We start from the raw sequence: 18,328 nt of genomic DNA on the forward strand, positions 1-18,328 counted from the left end.
CGTAATTCTATTGAGTATGACATTTTGAGCTTGAAATGTTGGGTGGCTTGGGAATCTTTATTTTAATACACTATAAAAATATGTTCCATATTCTTAATGATGTTTGATGTTTTGCAGATAGTATGGAATACCATATCAGTGTGTCTTAAAACATTGTACAATTAAAAAATGTTGTAAAAATGCATATTTATGATTGATTGAAAAAGTTAAATTAAGTATGTTTACTTGCTTTATGTGAGTAAACAACATAATATCCGCTATTTTTATGGGTGCGATTGATGGCCGAACCCTATATTGAATTTCGCCAAGTGGCATTTGCCTACGGAGAGCGACTGATTTTAAAAAACGTCAATTTTGTGATTGAGGTAGGGCGTTTTGCTGCTATTATGGGTGGTTCAGGTAGTGGTAAGACGACATTAATGCGTTTGATTACAGGGCAGTTACAACCAAGTTCAGGGCAGATTTTGATAAAAGGTCGTAATTTGGCTGATTTTTCTGTTCTGGAATTGAACGAACATCGGTGCAATATGGGTTTACAATTTCAACATGGTGCTTTATTTACCGATTTATCTGTTTTTGACAATATTGCGTTTCCCATGCGTGAATTAACCAAGCTGCCTGAAAAAGTCATTCGTGATTTGGTGTTGCTTAAACTCAATGCAGTTGGTTTGCATGGCGTGGAAAATTTATTGCCATCAGAACTTTCGGGTGGCATGGCGCGACGAGTAGCTTTAGCGCGCACCATTGCATTAGATCCTGAATTGATGTTGTATGATGAGCCATTCACAGGATTGGATCCCATTTCTTTGGGCGTAATTGCCCATTTGATACATCGCATCAATAAAGCCTTGCATTCTACGAGCATTATGGTAACGCATGATATTGGGCAGTCTTTGAAGTTGGTGGATCAAGTGATTTTCTTGGTTCAGGGTGAAATTTTGTTTTCAGGCAGCCCTGTGGAAATGGAAAACTCCGATTCAGAATGGATACGCCAATTTACGCGTGGTTTACCTAATGGACCTGTTGCCTATCGTTATCCAGCGCAACAAACGTTACAGCAAGATTTGCTTATTTAAATCATAAACCTTTTCAGGCTGCCTGAAAGATTTTAAAGCGCATAACAATGAACTTTATTCAAACCATAGGGCGCAATACCTTATCATTTGTCCGTATTATTGGGGCAAATGTTTTATTCTTATTTACCATTTTTGTTCAACTGCCACAAGTGATTTTGCGTCCTAAATTGACTGTACGCCAAATGTATTTTTCAGGTGTGCTTTCGGTTTTGATTATTGCGGTTTCAGGTTTGTTTGTGGGTATGGTTTTGGGTTTGCAAGGTTACACCCAACTTGCCAAATTCAAATCGGCGGATGTGCTGGGGTTTATGGTTGCAGCCTCTTTATTGCGTGAATTGGGTCCTGTTTTAGCGGCAATTTTGTTTGCCAGCAGTGCAGGTGGTGCGATGACCAGCGAAATTGGTTTGATGAAAACTACGGAACAGTTGGAAGCCATGAATGTGATGGCTGTTAATCCCATAGCACGTGTGGTTGCACCGCGTTTTTGGGCAGGTGTAATTTCTATGCCATTTCTGGCGAGTATTTTTAATGTATCAGGTGTTTACGGCGGTTATTTGGTTGGCGTAGAATGGTTGGGTTTGGATGCAGGTGTATTTTGGTCGCAAATGCAAAACAATATTGCTTGGACTCACGATGTGGTCAATGGTTTGATTAAATCATGGTGTTTTGGTTTGGCAGTTGCATTGATTGCGGTTTATCAAGGTTTTCATTGTGTCCCGACTGCCGAAGGGATTTTACGTGCTAGCACCCGAACGGTGGTTTCTTCCGCGCTCACAGTATTGGCGATAGATTTTATTTTAACCGCATTCATGTTTACTTAAATGAAACAGGCAGCCTGAAAACGTTAGACCATTTTTAAGGCGGCATAATTTGGAACAGCCATGAAAAAAAACATTCTGGAATTTTGGGTAGGATTATTTATTTTGCTTGGTGTCAGTGCTTTGGCAATTTTGGCGTTTCGTGTAGCAGGAGGGCAAGGTGGATTTTCAGGCAGCAGAGCAACTTATACCGTTTACGCTGAATTTGCCGATATTGGTGGTTTAAAGGTGCAGGCACCGATTAAAACAGCAGGTGTATTGGTAGGGCGTGTGAAAAACATCGAACTTGATCCACAAAATTTTCAAGCTAAAGTCAGTTTGGAGTTGGATGCTCAATACCAATTTAGCAGCGATGCCATGGCACAAATTCTCACATCAGGTTTATTGGGTGAACAATACATCGGTTTAACGCAAGGTGGGGCAGAAGAAAAATTAGGTGAAGGTCAATATTTGGAAAACACCGCATCGGCTTTGGTTTTGGAAAATATGCTAAATCAAGTAGTTGGCAAATTTATGGATAGTGGCAATAAATCCGAAGCTACAAGCAATGAAACCACAACACAGCACTAAACATTAAAGGAAACAAAATGAACAAATCCATCATCACATCTTTATTTGTCATAGGTGTATTGAGTGCCAATTTGGCATTTGCCACGCCACAACAAGCTGTAGAACAAGTGCGTGGTAATGCCACCCAAGTTTTGACCATTTTGCAAAAAGCCAATGGTGCAAACAATGCCAGTGTACGCCGTGAAGCAGAAAATTACGCTGTTCCCTATTTTGATTTTGATAAAATGACCCGTTCCGCTGTAGGTGCACAATGGAATCAAGCCACAGCAGAACAAAAACAAACTTTGGTACAAGAATTTAAAACCTTGATGTTGAGAACTTATTCAGGTCAAATGTTCAATTATAAAAATGCCAAAGTTACCGTACAAAACAACCCTGTGGTAAGAAATGGCGGACAGACCATAGATGTGAAAGTCAGCGTTGAAACAGTAGGTCAAAAACCCGTGCAAATGGTATTCAGTACCGCTTCCAATGGCAGCAAATATCTGGTACACAATGTGGTCATTGAAGGCGCAATCAATTTGGTTAAAGTACAAAATCAACAATTTGCACCGATATTGAAGAGTAAAGGTATCGAGGGTTTAATTGCTGATTTAAAAGCCAAAAACGGCAATAAATGATGCAAATTGAAATTCAAGAACACCGTTTGTGCATACATGGTGAAGTCAGCGTACGAACCTTGACAGCAGCCACTTACAAACGTTTTGAGAAAGACTGTTGTCGTCCAGAAATTCACATAATTGATTTTTCTGGTGTGACACGGGTTGATTCGGCTTGCTTGTCCCTGTTGTTAACGGTTATCAAAAAACGTCCAGGCAGCCTAAAAATTCATGCTTTGCCTCAATCGGTATTGGATTTGGCGGCATTATATGAAATTCAAGAATGGCTGTTGCCAACAGAGATACATCATCAGGCTGTCTGAAAAATCTTTACAGGCAGCATATTCAAAATACATTTGCTAAATCCAAAATCATGAATTATCGCCACCGTGTAACTGTATTGTGTACCACTTTATTGTTGGCTGTCCCCGTTTTTGCTGAAGAAGTACACGACCCTTACGAAGGTTTCAATCGTGCCATGTTTTCATTTAATGAAAAGGCAGACCAATACATTTTGCGCCCAATAGCGAAAACTTATCGCGCCATAACGCCCAAACCTGCGCGTACAGCCGTGCGTAATTTTTTTGATAATTTGCGTGATGTACAAAGTTTTGCAAGCAATATTTTGCGTGGTAACATCAAAAATGCAGGTTACGATTTCATGCGTGTAGCAGTCAATACCACATTTGGTTTAGGTGGTTTGATTAATATTGCTGATGAAGCAGGTATGCAAAACAACAAAAACACCCTGGGCGATACTTTCGCGTCATGGGGTTGGAAAAACAGCAATTATTTGGTTGTACCATTTGTAGGTCCTTCAACCGTACGCGACACATTGGGTAGTGCAATCAGTACCGTTTATTCGGTTGAGCGTGCTGTTATTACCGATTCGGGTGTGCGTTATACATTGACAGGCACCAATGTGATTGACCGCCGTGAAGGTTTATTAGGCGTAACCGATTCTTTAGACGAGATGGCACTGGATAAGTACATTGTTACCCGTGATGCCTATATGGCATTACGCAATAAGAGTTTGGGTCATGCTCCTGAAACCAATGAAGTTGATGATTTACCAGACCCAGAAGCCCCTGTTTCAGGTAACACAGAAAGTCAAAATGCGCCATCGCCACACAATGAAGACGTAAATGCGATGCTGCCTGAAGAAGGTGATGCAGATATGGCATTTGATATTGACCCTGTAAATTCTGTTGCTGTTGTTCAGGAAACAGAAAACCAATCTGTTTCATCAAATCCCTCTGCAACGGTGGTAAACGTTTTCCCCCTCTTGCCTGAAATCACAACAACCAAGCCCTGATTTTTCAGGTAGCCTGAAAGGAAACCGTCATGTACGAAGTCAATCGCAGCGTATTCATCGTTATTCCACGCGAACCCTTTTGGAACTGGCTCAATAGTTTGCCACATAGTGATTTAAGCGGTATCACATTGGCAGATTTGCAACAAGATGCCAATTCTTATCTTGTTCCTGCTTGCGAAAACGCCGATGAGGTTTGGGAACAAATACAAAACCGTGCAAGCGAAATTTTCGCTGCTGAATTAGCCGATTGGTGTGATGACGACAGCTATTGGCCCGATTTGCACCCTGATATTTTTGGTGAATGGTTTGACATTGTCTTGTCCAGCATTGTTAGTGATTTAAGCAGCGAACCTTTGCAGCGCGAAGCCTTTCAAGACATTCACATTTAATCATGGCTTACCTACAAACGGTTCATAACTATCATTTAGACGGCTACCGTCATGTGAATAACGCGCGTTATCTGGAATTTTTGGAAGCTGCGCGTTGGCATTATTTCGCCCAAAACAATTTAGAACATGGTTTACGCCAAGCTAACTTGGTGGTCTCGCGCATAGATATTCGTTATCGTTGTGCCGCTGCACTAGGGGAAACACTTGCCATACACAGTCAAATTACAGCAGTGCAATCACGTCAACTCAATATGCAGCAGCGCATTGTATTTGAGAATGGGAAAATATGTGCCCAAGCTGATATCATATTGATGCCTACTGATGAACAAGGACATGTGTGTAGGTTGCCTGAAAATCTCTACCAAACTTGTTATCAACTGCTTCAAACATCATGAAAAGAATTCTGCCTATTTGTGCTGTTATCGCCATTATTGGTTTGGCTGTGTTTACTCTGATGCCCAAAGTCAATCCTGCTCCCAATTTTCAAATTCAAGATTTACAAGGCAAAACCATCAGCAATGCAAACTTGCAAAATCGTGTAACGCTGATGAATTTCTGGTTTCCATCGTGTCCAGGGTGCATTACTGAAATGCCCAAACTCATACAAATGGCACAGGATTATCAAGGACGTAATTTTCAAATTTTCGCTGTTGCTGTACCCATAGACCCATTAAGTAGCGTGCAACATTATACAGCCGAGCGTAAACTACCGTTTACCGTGATGTTTGATACCAACAAAACCGTAACCCAAAGTTTTGTGAAAACCGAGCTTTTCCCTACTAGTGTATTGATCAATAAGCGTGGCGAAATTCTGAAAACTTTTGTGGGCGAACCTGATTTCAAACAACTTTATCAAGAAGTAGATGCAGAATTGGTAAAATAAATCATAAAAATTGTTGCACACATCAATTGGCTGCCTGAAACATAAAATCTTGGATAAGACACTTGAAAACCGTTCAGGCAGCCTTATTTATGCACCGTTAAAGACAATGTCTTGGCGGTGCATTTTTTGAGACAACAAAAAATTGTTCATAGCCCTTGAAAAAAAGCAACGCAACCTTAATTTAAAAAACATGATTAATGAAACATTTTTTAGGAGCTAAAACTTATGGCAAAAGTAATTGGTATTGACTTAGGTACCACCAACTCATGCGTGGCAATTTCGGAAAACGGCACAATCAAAGTAATTGAAAACGCGGAAGGTGCGCGTACAACACCTTCTATCGTGGCATACACCGACAACGAAACTTTGGTTGGCGCACCTGCCAAACGCCAAGCCGTTACCAACGCAAAAAACACCATTTATGCCGCCAAACGCTTGATTGGTCATAAATTTGAAGACAAAGAAGTACAACGCGACATTGAAACCATGCCCTTTGAAATCATCAAATCGGCAAATGGTGATGCGTGGGTTAAAGCACAAGGCAAAGAATTGTCGCCCCCACAAATTTCCGCCGAAGTGTTGCGCAAAATGAAAGAAGCGGCAGAAGCCTATTTGGGCGAAAAAGTAACCGAAGCCGTGGTAACCGTACCCGCCTACTTCAACGACAGCCAACGCCAAGCCACCAAAGACGCAGGTCGCATTGCAGGCTTGGACGTGAAACGCATCATCAACGAACCCACGGCTGCGGCTTTGGCGTTCGGTATGGACAAAGTACAAGGTGGCGACCGCAAAGTAGCCGTTTACGACTTGGGTGGTGGTACGTTTGACATTTCCATCATTGAAATCGCAGACGTTGATGGCGACAAACAATTTGAAGTTTTGGCAACCAATGGCGATACGTTCTTGGGCGGCGAAGACTTTGACCAACGCATCATTGATTTCATCATTGCCGAGTTTAAAAAAGAACAAGGCATTGATTTGAAAGGCGACCCAATGGCAATGCAGCGTGTGAAAGAAGCTGCGGAAAAAGCCAAAATTGAGTTGTCTAGCGGTCAGCAAACCGAAATCAACTTGCCTTATATTACGATGGACGCGACTGGTCCGAAACACTTGGTACTGAAAATCACACGCGCCAAATTTGAAAGCTTAGTAGAAGATTTGATTGCGCGTTCCATTGAGCCTTGCCGCATTGCTTTGAAAGATTCGGGTTTGTCTGCCAGCGACATTGACGATGTGATTTTGGTGGGCGGTCAAACGCGCATGCCAAAAGTGCAAGAAGCCGTGAAAGAATTCTTCGGCAAAGAGCCACGCAAAGACGTGAACCCTGACGAGGCGGTTGCCGTGGGTGCGGCAATTCAAGGCGAAGTGTTGGGCGGCGGTCGCAATGACGTGTTGTTGTTGGACGTTACCCCATTGTCTTTGGGCATTGAAACCATGGGCGGTGTGATGACCAAACTCATCAACAAAAACACCACCATTCCAACCAAAGCATCGCAAGTGTTCTCTACGGCGGAAAACAATCAGGCTGCCGTTACCATTCACGTTTTGCAAGGCGAGCGTGAACGTGCGTCTGCGAATAAATCTTTGGGTCAATTCAATTTGGGCGACATTCCACCTGCACCACGCGGCGTGCCACAAATTGAAGTTACCTTTGACATTGACGCGAACGGTATTTTGCACGTTTCCGCCAAAGACAAAGGCACAGGCAAAGCGGCAAACATCACAATTCAAGGCTCTTCGGGTTTGAGCGAGGAAGAAATTGAACGCATGGTAAAAGATGCTGAAGCCAATGCCGAAGAAGATAAAAAATTGGTGGAACTGGTACAAAGCCGCAACCAAGCGGAAGCCTTAATTCATTCCGTGAAAAAATCTTTGGAAGAGCATGGCGATAAATTGGACGCGGACGAAAAAACCAAAATTGAAGAAGCCTTGTCTGCTGCCGAAGAAGCGGTTAAAGGCGATGACAAAGCAGAAATTGACGCGAAAACCGAAGCTTTGGGCAACGCCAGCCAAAAATTAGGTGAATTGGTGTACGCACAAGCACAGCAAGAAGCGGAACAAGGCAATGCCAACACCAATACAAGCAGCGGTAAAAAAGATGATGACATTGTTGATGCCGATTTTACCGAAGTAAAAGACAAATAACCGTCTTAAATCAAGGCTGCCTGAAACTTTTCAGGCAGCCTTTTTGCTATAATTGCGCTATTTTCGTTTATTTTGAAAGAACAACATCATGCTTCATCTGTACAACACGCTCACGCGCCAAAAAGAAAAATTTGAACCACTGAACCCCAAAAACGTCCGCATGTACGTTTGCGGCATGACGGTTTACGATTATTGCCATTTGGGACACGCGCGTGTGCTGGTGGTGTTTGACATGATTGCGCGTTGGTTGCGCCAGCGCGGTTATCCGCTCACTTATGTGCGCAATATTACCGATATTGACGATAAAATCATCGCGCGCGCCAACGAACGCGGCATTTCCATTCAAGAATTGACCGCCCAATTCATTCAAGCGATGAACGAAGACTCGGACGCGCTGGGTGTGCAACGCCCCGATGTGGAACCCAAAGCCACCGAACACATCGCCCAAATGATTGAAATGATTGAACAACTCATTGCCAATGGCAAAGCCTACCCTGCCGCCAATGGCGATGTGTATTATGCGGTGCGCGAATTTGCGGCTTATGGGCAATTATCGGGCAAAAGTTTGGACGATTTGCGCGCGGGCGAACGGGTGGAAGTGGACGGTTTCAAACGCGACCCATTGGATTTTGTGTTGTGGAAAGCCGCCAAACCCGAAGAACCGCATTGGGACAGCCCTTGGGGTGCTGGCAGACCCGGTTGGCACATTGAATGCTCTGCGATGGGCGACAATATTTTTGGTAAAACCTTTGACATTCACGGTGGTGGCGCGGATTTGCAGTTTCCGCATCACGAAAATGAAATCGCGCAAAGCTGTGGCGCACACGGCACATCTTGCGGACACCAGCACGACCAAAAGGCAATTGAAAGCCACGTTAAGTATTGGTTGCACAACGGTTTTATTCGCGTGGACAATGAAAAAATGTCCAAATCGCTGGGCAATTTTTTCACAATCCGCGATGTGTTGAAAAAATACGCCCCCGAAGTGGTGCGCTTTTTCATACTCCGCGCCCACTATCGCAGCCCTTTGAATTATTCAGACGCGCATTTGGACGATGCGAAAAATTCGCTCTCACGTTTGTACAACACTTTGAATTTGGTTGCGCCTGCTGCTTTTGATTTGTCGGAAAATGCCAATGATTACACGCGCAAATTTTTTGCGGCAATGGACGATGATTTCGGCACGGCAGAAGCCATGGCGGTTTTGTTTGAATTGGCAAATGAAATCAATAAAAATCAATCGGCTGAACTTTCAGGCTGCCTGAAAGCCTTGGGCGGTGTGTTGGGTTTGTTGCAAGACAATCCGCAGGCGTTTTTGCAAAGCGGTGGCAGCGAAGGCGGTTTGTCTGCCGATGAAATCAACGATTTGATTGCACAGCGCAAAATTGCCCGCGAAACGAAAAATTGGGCAGAATCCGACCGCATTCGTGATATTTTGGCAGAACACAAAATCACGGTGCGCGATGGTGCCGATGGCACAACTTGGACGCGCGGATAAATCATTTTGTGATGATGTGGGGTGTAGATTTGCACTAATACGGCTTGATTTTATTCTATATAATTGATTTTATAAAGAAAAATATTTGATGCAGGCACTTTTTACTGCACTCTAAAAGTGTGAATGTTAGTAGGACGAAGCCACGTTTTATGGTATCTTTTCAGGCAGCTTTATTTTCATCTCACAAAAAAGGCTGCCTGAAACAGGCAATCGTTCAGGTGGCTTGTGTTTGGCTTTATATGAAGCCCCATCTTTCACAGAAAGGAAGTGAAATGACAAAATATTTAACAGTGGTTGCGGCATTATTGTGTGTAAGCCAGCTTCATGCAGCCGATTTAACACGCGATGATGTGGTGGGCAAATGGTTGTGTCCTACAAAATATGAATCTGTCTATACTTTAACCCTAGATGCTTACGAATATTTTGCTGACGGTAAAAGCAAAAGTTCAGGGATAGTCAGAACGTTTACTGGTACTGATGCGGTTTTGACTTTTGCGGTTCAATCATCAGGTACATGGTCGTTTGATAAAGGTATTTTAACGGAAACCCGTATTACCCAATCTGTTGAACCGCGACATAATGAAAAAACGCAAGCGGTATTGGCACAATCCAAAGAATTGGCGCAATTTGCCGATGATTGGCAAAAAGCATTAAGCGACAATTCGGGCAGTGAAGCCGAACGAACAGTGAAATTACAATGGACGCGTGATGAAGTGGATTCCAATAAAATTTTTGTTAGACAAATAGATGGAACAGGTGGCGAGGGGTTTTGTTACCGCGTTAAACCATCTTGAAATATAGTCGTAAAAGCGAAAAAGTATTACGGCGTTGTTAACGCCCTTATGTATGATTTGTAGACGACCCTCGTTGTCGCCTTGTCCTACTTTGTATTTGAAAAGACCATTACATCAGAAAAATGGTGTAACAAGTTGCACCCTACACTTGTACCGTTTTTATCTGCAAAACCAACTTTGTGCTTGAATTGTCAATCAAATCAAAGTACAAGCTAATGAAACAGTCGTTTCGTAATTGTGCTTTAATTTATCATACCGCGTTGCGACTGCGCCAAAATGCTTTTTGGTAACTGGTACGTAAATGAAACAGAATACCTTCAAATGTTTTGTGTAAATTTTTCTTGCAGTATATGCCAAGCTGTTTCAAAATAGGCAGCAGTCTTAACCATGTTTGATTGCTCAATGTGGTTCGGGATATGGCAAAGGTTTAAAGGTGCTTGTGTGGAAACAACATTTTAAACTCTTTGCCTTTTTTTGAATTGTTAATAGCCACCTAGCAACCTTATGTGTTATTTTTACGCGGTAGTTGCTGTTGTTTTATTCTATATCTAATATTGGTTTGTTCAATTTTGACAAATTTAATTTAGCAGGTTTTGACTGAAATAAATGATGTTATTTTGAGCTGCCTGAAAACGCATTGTTAAGGAGATGCATATGTCTATATTTTTTCAAATAATCAATCGCATTAGCCTGATTTGGCAAATTATTATTGGTCTGGTAACAGGAGCTTTGGTTGGTGGTTTATTTCCAGAAGCAGCATCTTCCGTTGGTGTTCTGGGTGATTTATTTGTAGGCGCATTAAAAGCAGTTGCCCCATTTTTGGTTTTCATCTTGGTCACAGCAGCCATTTCACAACATCGTGTGGGTACACAAACCAATATTCGTCCCATTTTGGTACTCTATTTGGTAGGTACATTTAGTGCTGCGGCTATTGCAGTTGCAGCCAGTTTTATATTTCCCAGTTACATCACATTGGTGGCAGCACCAGAGATTTCCCTTAATCCCCCAACGGGTATTGCGGCAGTAATGAAAAATCTATTGATGAACTTGGTCGCTAATCCTGTTAGTGCACTTGCAAATGCTAATTACATCGGTATTTTGGCATGGGCTTTGGTACTGGGTTTTGCTTTACGTTATGCCTCTGTGGCAACGCATACAGTCCTTGAAGATTTATCCCAAGCTGTTTCTAAAGTGGTACGTTGGATTATTCGTTTTGCACCATTGGGCATTATGGGTTTAATGACAGTAACCGTAGCTGAAACAGGCTTTGAAAAAATGTTTAAAGAGTATGGGCAATTAATTGCGGTTTTGGTTGGCTGTATGTTTTGTGTGGCATTCATCATTAATCCATTGATTGTTTTCCTGAAAATTAAGAAAAATCCCTATCCTTTGGTTATGCTATGTTTGCGAGAAAGTGGTGTGCCTGCATTTTTTACACGTTCGTCAGCTGCTAATATTCCTGTGAACATGGCATTGGCAAAAAAACTTAATCTGCATGAAGACACTTATTCTGTATCCATTCCTTTGGGAGCAACCATTAATATGGCAGGTGCAGCTATAACCATTACGGTATTGACACTGGCGGCGGCACACACACAAGGCATACAAGTAGACTTTACAACCGCATTATTATTGAGTTTGATTGCTACCATAAGTGCATGCGGAGCATCAGGAGTAGCAGGAGGTTCGCTATTACTGATACCATTGGCATGTAGTTTATTTAATATTCCCAATGATATTGCCATGCAAGTGGTGGCAGTAGGTTTTATCATTGGTGTGATACAAGATTCTGTGGAGACTGCTCTCAATTCATCAACAGATGTGTTGTTTACTGCAGCAGTAGATATCGCTGGAAACAAAACATCAACTTAATCAATCTAAGTTACATAACATAATCCAAGCCCATTTAGGTTTCCTGAATGGGTTTTGTGGTACATTGATAACATATCACAATCAAACATCTTCTTGAAAAAGAATAATTATTGTCTAAATTTTACAAAGAAACACAGTTTGTGTTTTTCTTGTTAAGAAATCAACAATAAAATAATTCAAACCATTAAATATATAAAATTAAATTTTCAATTTTCTATTAAGGTTCATTCACTTACATCTTGAAAAGTATGCAAAAAACGCTATGATTTATCAACGACAAACAAGAATATTTGATTCTTGTTTGTGGGAGAGTAGTGGTAACAATTTAATTTTAAAAAGGTTATTTATCATGATAATGACATTACGTCCCATTTTTTCAGGCAGCATTCTATCGCTTGCGCTGCTTACCGCGTGTGGTGAACAGCAGCAAACCCAGTCCTCAAAACCCCAAGCTGCTTCCGACACAGCAGCCGCTTCCACAGCAAGTACACCAACCAGCACAGGCAACAAACGCATCGCCATTACCGCCATTGTGGAACACCCCGCTTTGGATTCCGTGCGTCAAGGTGCATTGGCAGAGCTGAAAGCGCAAGGCTTTGAAGAAGGTAAAAACTTGACCGTGGATTTCCAATCTGCACAGGGCAATCCGACCACAGCCGCGCAAATCGCCAAAAAATTTGCGGGCGATAAACCCGATGTCATCATCGCCATTGCCACGCCAAGCGCACAAGCTGTTGCGGCTGCCACGCAAGAAATCCCCATTGTTTATGCGGCAGTAACCGACCCTGTGGCGGCAAAACTGGTATCATCTTGGGAAGCATCTGGCAGCAACATAACGGGCGTATCCGACCAGTTGCCGCTTGAACCGCAAATTGATTTGATGAAAAAACTCGTACCTGAATTGAAAACAGTCGGCTACGTTTACAGCCCCAGCGAAGTCAATTCCACAGTCGTGCTTGACCAACTGAAAGCGGAATTGGGCAAGCAAAACATTGAAGTTGCTGCTGTGCCAGCACAGCGTACCACCGATGTTTTAACTGCTGCACGCAGCTTGGGTGGCAAAGCACAACTGATTTACACATCTTTGGATAACAATGTGGTTTCATCGTTTGAATCCATGAAAAAAGCGGCTGGCGAAATCAAAGTGCCATTGCTGGCTTCCAATACAGATTCGGTGGCGCGTGGTGCAACAGCCGCTTTGGGCGTGAACTACACCGACATCGGCACGGAAACGGGCAAAATTGCTGCACGCATTCTGAAAGGCGAATCGGCTGGCACAATCCCATCGCATAAAATGAGCAAATTTGATTTGCACATCAGCAACAAACATGCAGCAGAACAAGGCATTACACTGTCTGATGAAGTAAAAAATGCCGCCACAAAAGTGGTAGAATAATGGTATTTTTCAGGCTGCCTTTTGTGTAAAAAGCAGCCTGAAAGCCATTTTTCCATTTTATTTCAGGATATTTTTACATGAGAAACCACATTTCTCGCTCCCTATCCTTTGTGTTAGCCACAACCGAAACAGGGATGGTAATAGTCAATCAAAGACCGCAACACTTTTGTCAACGGCGTGAGTTATGGTGTGGGTCATCAATTTGTTAGCAGTTCATGAGCATGACCCAACTTTGCAGCATTTTCAGGTTAAGCAAGTGGCATAATCATTCAGGCAGCCTGAAACGTTAAAACGGGGTAATGCGCGACATTGACCCTGTTTTTGTGTTTTTACCAAACTGTATTTTTAAATTTTATTGGAATGTGTTTTCAGGCAGCCTGAAAATCCATTTTCTATTTTCTATTTTGATTTAATTAAGGAAATCTCATGTCCTTATTGGCATTATTTGGCACATTTGAAACGGGCTTGGTGTTTGCGCTGGTGGCTTTGGGCGTGTTGCTCTCGTTTCGCATTTTGGATTTCCCCGATTTAACGGCAGACGGCAGTTTCCCATTGGGCGCGTTTGCCTGCGCCGTGTGCATGACGGCTGGCGTGAACCCGATGATTGCGATTGCGGTCGGTTTTGCGGCTGGCGCGTTGGCGGGTTTATTGACGGCAATTTTGCACGTTAAATTGGGCATTTTGCAGCTTTTATCGGGGATTATCGTGATGACGGCATTGTATTCCGTCAATTTGCGCGTGGGCGGTGCGCCCAATATCCCTTTGCTCGGCACGGACACGGTTTTTGATATGTTCAAGCCGATTTTAGGCACAGGCATTTGGCAGAACACTTTGATTTTGCTGGTATTCACATTGTTGATTAAATTGGGTTTGGATTGGTTTTTCAGCACCGAAATGGGCTTGGCAATGCGCGCCACAGGTGCCAATCCACGCATGGCAAAAGCGCAAGGCGTGTCCACCCATGTCATGATTATGTTGGGCATGGCGTTGTCCAACGGTTTGATTGCTTTGGCTGGCGCATTGTTCGCACAACTGGTTGGTGGTGCAGATGTGAGCGCAGGTCTTGGCACGATTGTGTTCGGTTTGGCAGCCGTGATTTTGGGCGAAGCCTTATTGCCCAGCAAAAAAATTTGGTTGATTACGCTATCGGTGTTGTTCGGTTCGATTGTTTACCGATTGTTCATCATGGTGGCGATGGGCAGCGAAACTTTGTCATCGTGGGGCTTGAAAACGCAGGATTTGAATTTGATTACTTCGATTTTGGTGGTGTTGGTAATGCTGTTGCCGCAAATCAAAGCGAAATTGAAAGCAAGGAAATAACGCCATGATGAAAGCAGACAATTTGAAACTCACCTTCAACGCAGGCACGCCGATTGAAAATCCAGCCCTGCGCGGCATGAGTTTGCACATCAAAGACGGTGAATTTGTTACCGTTATCGGCAGCAATGGCGCAGGCAAATCCACGTTTCTGAACGCGATTAGTGGCGATATTTTGGTGGATTCAGGCAGCATACGCATTGACGGCACGGACGTTACACGGCTGCCTGCACACAAACGCGCAGGTTTGGTGGCGCGTGTGTTTCAAGACCCGATGGCGGGAACGTGCGCCAATTTGAGCATTGAAGAAAACATGGCGTTGGCATACAAACGCGGACAGTCGCGCGGCTTATTTGGCGCGTTGAACAAGGCAAATCGGGAATTTTTCCGCGAAAAATTGGCTTTGCTGAAACTGGGTTTGGAGAATCGTTTGAGCGACCGCATTGGCTTGCTGTCGGGCGGACAACGCCAAGCCGTGAGTTTGCTGATGGCGAGTTTGCAGCCGAGCAAAATTTTGCTGTTGGACGAACACACCGCCGCGCTTGACCCGAAAACCGCCGCCTTTGTGTTGGAATTGACCGACCAAATCGTCAATGAACAAAAATTAACGGCAATGATGGTAACGCATTCCATGCAGCAGGCGTTGGAACACGGACACCGCACCGTTATGTTGCATCAAGGACAAGTGGTGCTGGACGTGTCGGGTGATGAGCGCAAGGGCATGACGGTGCGCGATTTGCTGGATATGTTTGAGAAAACGCGTGGCGAGAAAGTAACCGATGATGCGCTCTTGTTGAGTTAAAACGATGTTCAGGCAGCCAAATTAAAAAATGGCTGCCTGAAATATTTTTGCATTATAGAAGGGTTTCATATTCCCTTGTGTTTTCAGGCTGCCTGAAAGCCACATCGTCTGTATGCACAAAATCAGGTAAAATAGTCCATTTTAATTTTCAAATTCATCACAATCAGTCATTGAGACCATCATGCAAAACAACGCCACCCAAATCACCCAAAACGGCATTGCCGCCATCGCCAACGCCGCCGACCAACAAACACTTGAACTCGTCAAAGCCCAATATTTGGGCAAAACAGGCGAACTGAATGTTTTATTGAAACAACTGGGGCAGATGTCGCCCGAAGAACGCAAAACCGTGGGCGCACACATCAACGAATGCAAAAACCAATTTCAGGCAGCCTACGACAACAAACGCGCCCAATTAGAAGAACAAAAATTACAAGCACGACTCGCGGCAGAGGCATTGGACATTACCCTGCCTGCGCGTGGGCAAAGTGCTGGCGGTTTGCACCCCGTTACTTTGACTTTACAGCGCGTGGTGGAATTGTTTCACGGCATGGGTTTTGACGTTGCCGATGGACCTGAAATTGAAGATGATTTTCACAATTTCCAAGCCCTGAATATCCCCCAAAACCACCCCGCGCGCGCCATGCAAGACACCTTTTATGTGGAAAATGGCGATGTGCTGCGTACCCACACTTCCCCCATTCAAATCCGCTATATGCTGGACAAGCAAAATCCGCCCATTCGCATCATCGCCCCAGGTCGCGTGTATCGCGTGGATTCGGACGCGACCCACTCGCCCATGTTCCACCAATGCGAAGGTTTGTGGGTGGAAGAAGGCGTGAGTTTTGCCGATTTGAAAGCCGTGTTTACCGATTTTATCCGCAACTTTTTTGAACGCGATGATTTGCAAGTGCGTTTCCGTCCGTCCTTTTTCCCGTTTACCGAGCCGTCTGCCGAGATTGACATCATGGGCGACAACGGCAAATGGCTGGAAGTGGGCGGTTGCGGCATGGTTCACCCCAACGTCTTGAAAAATGTGAATATTGACCCTGAAAAATACACGGGTTTCGCGTTTGGCATTGGTTTGGATAGATTTGCGATGTTGCGTTATGGCGTGAATGACTTGCGTTTGTTCTTTGATAATGACTTGAATTTTTTGAAACAGTTTCAGAAATGATTTTTCAGGCTGCCTTACCATACACGCCAAAAATTGTTTGGCTGCCTACAATCTGTCCCCTCATTCTTGTATTCTTGTATAGGGGGAGTGGGTAGGTTCGTGGCAACATCAAAAATTGCCGTGTACTGTAAGTGCTGCCTGAAAAATTTGTATTTTCAATAAAATAAATGGAAATCCATGCATGAATTTCGCCCTGTATCAAAGTCAATTTCAGCGTTTGAGCGAAGAAAATGCGGCTTGGCAACTGTTGCAAGCGCGCCGAGCGCCGACCATTTTGGCGTTTTTGGCAAGCATATTTGCGGAACAAAACGAGATTGCTTATGGACAAGCGCGTTTGTTGTTGGACGGTGAAATTGCGCGAAATCGCGAATCGGGTTTCTGGGAAGAAGGCGAAACGCCCGCCAGCACCTATTTGAACGAATGGATTAAACAAGGTTGGTTACGAGAACTGGACGACCAACTGATGCCTACCGATGCGGCGCAAATTGCCTTGTGTTTTGTGCGCCGATTAGATGAACGCGTGGCAACAACCACCGCTTCACGTTTGCGTTTGGTACAAGATGCGGTGCGTGATTTTGTGGCACGATTTGGCGGTAATCCAATGGCGCGTTTGGCGGTTTTGCAACAAAAACGTGCTGAAATTGAACAAGAAATCGCACAACTGGAAACAGGTTTCACGCCACAGTATTCGGTGCAACAAGAACGCGAAATGTTGCGCCAAATTCATGATTTGGCAGCAGGTTTGACCCATGATTTTCGTTATATTGAAGACCAAATTCGCCAGTTGGACAAAAAAACACGCGAAATCATGATTAAAAGCGATTTGTCGCGTGGACAATTATTGCAACAAGTATTTGAAAAAGAAAAATTTTTAGAAAGAACTGAAGCAGGCAGCGCGTTCAATGGTTTTTATGAATTATTGAGCGATCCCAATCGGCAAGAAGAATTTCGCACTCAATTATTGGCGATTTTACAAAGTGAATCGGCACAACATTTGTCGCCACCACAACAACGATTTTTGGCGCGTTTGCTGACGGAATTGACCCGCGAAAGCAATCGCGTTTTTACTGTACGTCGCCGCACCGAGCAGGAATTACGCGCTTATGTGGAAAGTGGTGTGGCAAGTGAAAATCAGGTTATTGTGAATAAAATTCGTGAGTTGGAACGATTGGCAATATTATTGCGCGAAAATCATGTCAATGTGGACACGACTTTAAATGTGCAACTGAATGTGGGCAAAATTCAGATTTCATCGCCGCAAAGTATGAAATTGCACCCTGCGGACGGCGGTTTTCAGGCTGCCTACATCAGCGAACACGTTAATCGCCATGAAGCCAGCGAACAGATTTTACAGCGTTTGAATGCGGTGCAGATTCGCCCGATTGCGGTGGCTTTGCAGAGTATTATTTGCCAATCTGATGAAGCACACACTTTGGCGAGTTTGGTCATGGCACGACCCATTGAGCGTGGCATGGAAGAATTGGTGGCGTATTATCGTGTGTTGCGGGCGGTGTTGAACAGGCTACCTGAAAATAATCAAGATAATGATTTAAAAGAAGAATTTGAAGAATTGATGATTCAAGATGAAAATGCGCAAAAACTATTGGTGCGCGTGCCACTTTTGCGCGTATCAGCCACGCAATTCCCTGAATATTTAGATGATTTGGCAATTTAATC

At 43.7% G+C, this 18,328-nt stretch carries 18 protein-coding genes and 1 pseudogene; 18 read left to right on the forward strand and 1 reads right to left on the reverse strand.

The window, feature by feature from the left end:
• Positions 1 to 275: 275 nt before the first annotated feature.
• The 12 genes from Q4B82_RS01255 to Q4B82_RS01310 all read left to right on the forward strand — a co-directional run bounded on the left by Q4B82_RS01255 (position 276) and on the right by Q4B82_RS01310 (position 10,087).
• Complete coding sequence (locus Q4B82_RS01255; RefSeq protein ID WP_303064621.1) at positions 276 to 1,076, forward strand: ABC transporter ATP-binding protein; 801 nt, start codon at positions 276 to 278, stop codon at positions 1,074 to 1,076.
• A gap of 47 nt (positions 1,077 to 1,123) precedes the next feature.
• Positions 1,124 to 1,897, forward strand: coding sequence for a lipid asymmetry maintenance ABC transporter permease subunit MlaE (mlaE, locus tag Q4B82_RS01260; protein WP_303064622.1), 774 nt, complete (start codon positions 1,124 to 1,126; stop codon positions 1,895 to 1,897).
• A 60-nt stretch (positions 1,898 to 1,957) separates the two neighbouring features.
• Positions 1,958 to 2,464, forward strand: a complete 507-nt coding sequence (gene mlaD, locus Q4B82_RS01265; RefSeq protein ID WP_303064623.1) for an outer membrane lipid asymmetry maintenance protein MlaD — start codon at positions 1,958 to 1,960, stop codon at positions 2,462 to 2,464.
• Between the two features lie 17 nt (positions 2,465 to 2,481).
• The gene (locus Q4B82_RS01270; RefSeq protein ID WP_303064624.1) at positions 2,482 to 3,084 is read left to right on the forward strand and encodes a phospholipid-binding protein MlaC; all 603 of its coding nucleotides are present in this window, start codon (positions 2,482 to 2,484) and stop codon (positions 3,082 to 3,084) included.
• The gene (locus tag Q4B82_RS01275) at positions 3,084 to 3,386 is read left to right on the forward strand and encodes a lipid asymmetry maintenance protein MlaB (RefSeq protein ID WP_303064625.1); all 303 of its coding nucleotides are present in this window, start codon (positions 3,084 to 3,086) and stop codon (positions 3,384 to 3,386) included. The genes Q4B82_RS01270 and Q4B82_RS01275 overlap by 1 nt, the downstream gene beginning before the upstream one ends.
• Before the next feature lie 50 nt (positions 3,387 to 3,436).
• Positions 3,437 to 4,378, forward strand: a complete 942-nt coding sequence (locus tag Q4B82_RS01280) for a VacJ family lipoprotein (RefSeq protein WP_303064626.1) — start codon at positions 3,437 to 3,439, stop codon at positions 4,376 to 4,378.
• Positions 4,379 to 4,407: 29 nt separating this feature from the next.
• Positions 4,408 to 4,767 (forward strand): VacJ, encoded by a 360-nt coding sequence (locus Q4B82_RS01285; protein ID WP_303064627.1) that lies wholly within the window; start codon positions 4,408 to 4,410, stop codon positions 4,765 to 4,767.
• A gap of 2 nt (positions 4,768 to 4,769) precedes the next feature.
• Positions 4,770 to 5,162, forward strand: a complete 393-nt coding sequence (locus Q4B82_RS01290) for a thioesterase family protein (protein ID WP_303064628.1) — start codon at positions 4,770 to 4,772, stop codon at positions 5,160 to 5,162.
• Positions 5,159 to 5,650, forward strand: a complete 492-nt coding sequence (locus tag Q4B82_RS01295) for a peroxiredoxin (RefSeq protein ID WP_303064629.1) — start codon at positions 5,159 to 5,161, stop codon at positions 5,648 to 5,650. Before Q4B82_RS01290 ends, Q4B82_RS01295 begins: the two co-directional genes overlap by 4 nt.
• A 225-nt stretch (positions 5,651 to 5,875) precedes the next feature.
• Positions 5,876 to 7,795, forward strand: a complete 1,920-nt coding sequence (gene dnaK, locus Q4B82_RS01300; RefSeq protein ID WP_303064630.1) for a molecular chaperone DnaK — start codon at positions 5,876 to 5,878, stop codon at positions 7,793 to 7,795.
• A gap of 88 nt (positions 7,796 to 7,883) precedes the next feature.
• Positions 7,884 to 9,293, forward strand: coding sequence for a cysteine--tRNA ligase (cysS, locus tag Q4B82_RS01305; RefSeq protein ID WP_303064631.1), 1,410 nt, complete (start codon positions 7,884 to 7,886; stop codon positions 9,291 to 9,293).
• A gap of 272 nt (positions 9,294 to 9,565) precedes the next feature.
• Positions 9,566 to 10,087, forward strand: a complete 522-nt coding sequence (locus tag Q4B82_RS01310) for a hypothetical protein (protein WP_303064632.1) — start codon at positions 9,566 to 9,568, stop codon at positions 10,085 to 10,087.
• A gap of 292 nt (positions 10,088 to 10,379) precedes the next feature.
• Here Q4B82_RS01310 and Q4B82_RS01315 read toward each other — a convergent pair.
• A pseudogene (locus Q4B82_RS01315) lies at positions 10,380 to 10,505 on the reverse strand (IS5/IS1182 family transposase); the annotation flags it as partial.
• A gap of 236 nt (positions 10,506 to 10,741) precedes the next feature.
• On the opposite strand from Q4B82_RS01315, the gene sstT reads away from it, so the two are divergent.
• The 6 genes from sstT (at position 10,742) to Q4B82_RS01345 (ending at position 18,326) form a co-directional block, all read left to right on the forward strand.
• On the forward strand, positions 10,742 to 11,959 hold the full coding sequence (gene sstT / locus Q4B82_RS01320) for a serine/threonine transporter SstT (RefSeq protein ID WP_303064633.1): 1,218 nt from the start codon (positions 10,742 to 10,744) through the stop codon (positions 11,957 to 11,959).
• Between the two features lie 349 nt (positions 11,960 to 12,308).
• Positions 12,309 to 13,355 (forward strand): ABC transporter substrate-binding protein, encoded by a 1,047-nt coding sequence (locus tag Q4B82_RS01325; protein WP_303064634.1) that lies wholly within the window; start codon positions 12,309 to 12,311, stop codon positions 13,353 to 13,355.
• A gap of 426 nt (positions 13,356 to 13,781) precedes the next feature.
• Complete coding sequence (locus Q4B82_RS01330) at positions 13,782 to 14,675, forward strand: ABC transporter permease (protein ID WP_303064635.1); 894 nt, start codon at positions 13,782 to 13,784, stop codon at positions 14,673 to 14,675.
• Positions 14,676 to 14,679: 4 nt separating this feature from the next.
• A complete protein-coding gene (locus Q4B82_RS01335; protein WP_303064636.1) occupies positions 14,680 to 15,474 on the forward strand; it encodes an ABC transporter ATP-binding protein in 795 nt (264 codons plus the stop codon).
• Positions 15,475 to 15,655: 181 nt separating this feature from the next.
• Entirely contained in the window at positions 15,656 to 16,651 is a 996-nt protein-coding gene (pheS, locus tag Q4B82_RS01340) for a phenylalanine--tRNA ligase subunit alpha (RefSeq protein WP_097114999.1), read from the forward strand.
• 181 nt (positions 16,652 to 16,832) lie between these two features.
• A complete protein-coding gene (locus Q4B82_RS01345) occupies positions 16,833 to 18,326 on the forward strand; it encodes a DUF3375 domain-containing protein (RefSeq protein ID WP_303064637.1) in 1,494 nt (497 codons plus the stop codon).
• The last annotated feature ends 2 nt before the right edge of the window (positions 18,327 to 18,328 follow it).

Source organism: Alysiella sp., from assembly GCF_030525755.1.
GTDB lineage: Bacteria > Pseudomonadota > Gammaproteobacteria > Burkholderiales > Neisseriaceae > Simonsiella.

Excerpts from the sequence above, each read along its gene's own strand:
- Q4B82_RS01280 (WP_303064626.1), top strand. The coding sequence starts at position 3,437 with ATGAATTATCGCCACCGTGTAACTGTATTGTGTACCACTTTATTGTTG.
- Q4B82_RS01295 (WP_303064629.1), top strand. The coding sequence starts at position 5,159 with ATGAAAAGAATTCTGCCTATTTGTGCTGTTATCGCCATTATTGGTTTG.
- Q4B82_RS01275 (WP_303064625.1), top strand. The coding sequence starts at position 3,084 with ATGCAAATTGAAATTCAAGAACACCGTTTGTGCATACATGGTGAAGTC.
- mlaE (WP_303064622.1), top strand. The coding sequence starts at position 1,124 with ATGAACTTTATTCAAACCATAGGGCGCAATACCTTATCATTTGTCCGT.
- cysS (WP_303064631.1), top strand. The coding sequence starts at position 7,884 with ATGCTTCATCTGTACAACACGCTCACGCGCCAAAAAGAAAAATTTGAA.
- Q4B82_RS01325 (WP_303064634.1), top strand. The coding sequence starts at position 12,309 with ATGATAATGACATTACGTCCCATTTTTTCAGGCAGCATTCTATCGCTT.
- Q4B82_RS01330 (WP_303064635.1), top strand. The coding sequence starts at position 13,782 with ATGTCCTTATTGGCATTATTTGGCACATTTGAAACGGGCTTGGTGTTT.
- Q4B82_RS01335 (WP_303064636.1), top strand. The coding sequence starts at position 14,680 with ATGATGAAAGCAGACAATTTGAAACTCACCTTCAACGCAGGCACGCCG.
- Q4B82_RS01290 (WP_303064628.1), top strand. The coding sequence starts at position 4,770 with ATGGCTTACCTACAAACGGTTCATAACTATCATTTAGACGGCTACCGT.
- Q4B82_RS01310 (WP_303064632.1), top strand. The coding sequence starts at position 9,566 with ATGACAAAATATTTAACAGTGGTTGCGGCATTATTGTGTGTAAGCCAG.
- pheS (WP_097114999.1), top strand. The coding sequence starts at position 15,656 with ATGCAAAACAACGCCACCCAAATCACCCAAAACGGCATTGCCGCCATC.
- dnaK (WP_303064630.1), top strand. The coding sequence starts at position 5,876 with ATGGCAAAAGTAATTGGTATTGACTTAGGTACCACCAACTCATGCGTG.
- Q4B82_RS01345 (WP_303064637.1), top strand. The coding sequence starts at position 16,833 with ATGAATTTCGCCCTGTATCAAAGTCAATTTCAGCGTTTGAGCGAAGAA.
- mlaD (WP_303064623.1), top strand. The coding sequence starts at position 1,958 with ATGAAAAAAAACATTCTGGAATTTTGGGTAGGATTATTTATTTTGCTT.
- Q4B82_RS01270 (WP_303064624.1), top strand. The coding sequence starts at position 2,482 with ATGAACAAATCCATCATCACATCTTTATTTGTCATAGGTGTATTGAGT.
- sstT (WP_303064633.1), top strand. The coding sequence starts at position 10,742 with ATGTCTATATTTTTTCAAATAATCAATCGCATTAGCCTGATTTGGCAA.
- Q4B82_RS01285 (WP_303064627.1), top strand. The coding sequence starts at position 4,408 with ATGTACGAAGTCAATCGCAGCGTATTCATCGTTATTCCACGCGAACCC.